This is a genomic window from Salipiger sp. (genome assembly GCF_059781815.1).
On the sequence record NZ_JBYNAH010000354.1, the window covers coordinates 1 to 2,994 of the forward strand.

General features: G+C 69.5%; 3 protein-coding genes. 2 read left to right on the forward strand and 1 reads right to left on the reverse strand.

What is annotated here, in order from left to right; translation table 11 throughout:
* The coding region (locus tag AC6RA4_RS24505; protein WP_500164782.1) for an NAD(P)H-quinone oxidoreductase at positions 1–772 on the forward strand (772 nt) is incomplete at its 5' end.
* A gap of 68 nt (positions 773–840) precedes the next feature.
* Here AC6RA4_RS24505 and AC6RA4_RS24510 read toward each other — a convergent pair.
* Entirely contained in the window at positions 841–1,695 is an 855-nt protein-coding gene (locus AC6RA4_RS24510; protein ID WP_500164784.1) for a DUF2189 domain-containing protein, read from the reverse strand.
* A 212-nt stretch (positions 1,696–1,907) separates the two neighbouring features.
* On the opposite strand from AC6RA4_RS24510, the gene AC6RA4_RS24515 reads away from it, so the two are divergent.
* Complete coding sequence (locus AC6RA4_RS24515) at positions 1,908–2,894, forward strand: quinone oxidoreductase family protein (protein WP_500164786.1); 987 nt, start codon at positions 1,908–1,910, stop codon at positions 2,892–2,894.
* Positions 2,895–2,994: the final 100 nt, after the last annotated feature.

The window sequence follows — 2,994 nt, forward strand, 5'->3', positions numbered from 1 at the left end:
CATCGTGGCGGCGGTGGGGCCGGGGGTGACCTGGCCCGCGGTGGGCGACGTGGTCTGCGCGCTGCTGCCGGGTGGCGGCTATGCCGAATACGTGGCGACCCCGGCGGCGCATTGCCTGCCTGTCCCGGAGGGCATGGCGCTGCGCGAGGCGGCCTGCCTGCCCGAGACCTATTTCACCGTCTGGTCGAACGTGTTCCAGCGCGGCGCGCTCAAGGCCGGGGAGCGTTTCCTGGTGCATGGCGGCTCGTCCGGCATCGGCACGACGGCGATCCAGCTGGCGCATGTCATGGGCGCGCGGGTCTTCGCCACCGCCGGCTCTGAGGAGAAATGCGCCGCCTGCCTGGCGCTCGGCGCCGAGCGCGCGATCAACTACCGCGAGGAGGATTTTGTCGAGGTGCTGCGCGCCGAGGGCGGGGCCGACCTGATCCTCGACATGGTGGGCGGCGATTACATCCCGCGCAACGTCAAGACGCTGGCCGACGATGGCCGGCTGGTGCAGATCGCCTTCCTGCAATCGCCGAAGGTCGAGCTGAACTTCGTGCATCTCATGGTGCGGCGGCTGACCATCACCGGCTCGACGCTGCGCCCGCAGAGCGTCGAGGCCAAGGCGCGCATCGCCGCCGCGCTGCGCGAGCATGTCTGGCCGCTGCTCGACGCGGGCCGCGTCGCCCCGGTGATGGATTCCGAGTTCCCGCTCGAGCAGGCCTCGGCGGCGCATGCGCGCATGGAGAGCTCGGCCCATGTGGGCAAGATGGTGCTGAAGGTCTGCTGAGCCTTGTCAGGAGATCTGTCCGGCGCGGGTGCAAGGCCCGCGCCGGAACGAATTTTAGAACACGCGGCTCAGACCACGGCGCGGCGGTAGAAGTGCCAGGTGGCGTGGCCGAGCACCGGCAGCACCACGATGAAGCCCAGCAGCAGCGGGATTGCCGCGAGCATCATCAGGATGCCCACAGTGGCCCCCCAGCACAGCACCACCATCGGGTTTGCCTTCAGCACCCGGATCGAGGTGGCCACCGCCATCGGTGCACCGACATGGCGGTCGATGACCAGCGGGAAGGACACCACCGAGGTCGCCAGCGCCACCAGCGCGAAGCCCGCGCCGACACCGCAGCCGATCACGATCATCCACCAGCCGCCGGAGGTGCCGAAGAGCTGGTAGAGGAAGCCCGAGATGGTCTCCGGCGTGGCGGCCCCCATGGTCATGGCGTGGATCTCGGCGGCGGCCAGCAGCCAGAGCACGAAGAGCGCGGCGAGGTAGATCCCCATCACCAGCAGCGCGCCGAAGCCCGGCGTGCCCATCACCGCGAAGGCGTGGCCCCAGCGCGGCAGCTCGCCCATCTCGCGCTGCCGGCTCATCTCGTAGAGCCCGACCGCGGCCACCGGGCCGAGCAGGGCAAAGCCCGCGACCAGCGGGAAGAGCATCGGCAGCAGCGCCATATGCAGGCCGATGCCCATCAGCACCAGCCCGACCACCGGGTAGACCAGCATCAGCGCCATGACGTCGCTGCGACAGGCCTTGAAGTCCTCCCAGCCGTCCCGGAGCGAGGCGCTGATGTCGGAGAGGTCCATGCTTCGGACCTCGGGGGTTTGCGCGTGGTCGCTGCCGAGCGCGCGGGTGCTGGCGGCGAGGTGCTGACCGGCGCCGCTCAGCTGCTGAGCCGTCCAAGACAGCGGGTTTCCGATCGTGTGGGACATGGGTCTCCTCCCTCTGGCAACTGCGGCGCCAGGAGAGGTCCGGCCGGGAACGCGCGGGGCCGGACCTGCCGGCACCCTGTGGCAACCAGCATAGCACGGTTTTCGCGCCGGCTGCTTCACGAGCGCTTGTCAGGCTGGCGCTGGGGGCTTGTGCCCGGAGGCGCCCCGGCGCAGGCTCTGCGCCAAACGACGCGCGATCAGAGGAGGATCCCATGGCGGAAACCGCACGTACGGTCATCATCGAGGAACATGGCGGGCCCGAGGCTCTGAAGCTGGCCGACTGGCCGGTGGGCGATCCCGGGCCGGGAGAGGTCCGCATCCGGCACAAGGCCTGCGGGCTGAACTTCATCGATTGTTACCAGCGCTCGGGGCTATATCCGATGACGCTTCCGCATGCGCTGGGTATGGAAGCCTCAGGCGTGATCGAGGCAGTGGGCGAGGGCGTGATGCATCTCGAGGTGGGTGACCGGGCCGCCTATGCCGCGGCGCCTCCGGGGGCCTATTGCGAGGCGCGGGTGATGCCCGCGGCGCAGGTCTGCCGCCTGCCCGACGCGATCTCCTTCGAGGAGGGCGCGGCGATGATGCTGAAGGGGCTGACGGTGCAGTATCTCTTCCACCGCACCACGCCGCTGCAGGCCGGCGACACGGTGCTGTTCCACGCCGCGGCGGGCGGCGTCGGGCTGATCGCCTGTCAGTGGGCCAAGTCCGAGGGCATCCGGCTGATCGGCACTGCCGGCTCGGACGAGAAATGCGCGCTGGCGCTGGAGCACGGGGCGGATGCCTGCATCAACTACGCCACCGAGGACTGGGTCGCCCGCGTGCGCGATCTGACCGATGGCAAGGGTGTTGACGTGGTGATGGACTCGGTCGGCAAGGCCACCTTCGAGGGCTCTCTCGATTGCCTGAAACCGCTGGGGATGATGATCTCCTTCGGCAATGCCTCGGGCGCGGTCGAGGCGTTCAACCTCGGCCTGCTGGCGCAGAAGGGCTCGCTCAAGGTGACGCGGCCGACGCTCTTCACCCACATCGCCGATCACGGCACCTGCCAGTCGATGGCGGGGATGCTGTTCGGCAAGGTGTCTTCAGGAGAGGTGAAGATTCGCATCGGCCAGCGCTTCCCGCTTGAGGACGTGGCCGAGGCGCACCGGGTGCTGGAGGCGCGCCGCACCACCGGCCAGACTATCCTGACGCTGGAGTGATCTGATCGAGCGCCCCTTGCGGGGCGCACAGGTCCTGCCCGGTCCCGTCTTCGCCGGGTCCGGGCGGTCAGGGGGCGCTGCCCCCTCTTGGCCTTCGGCC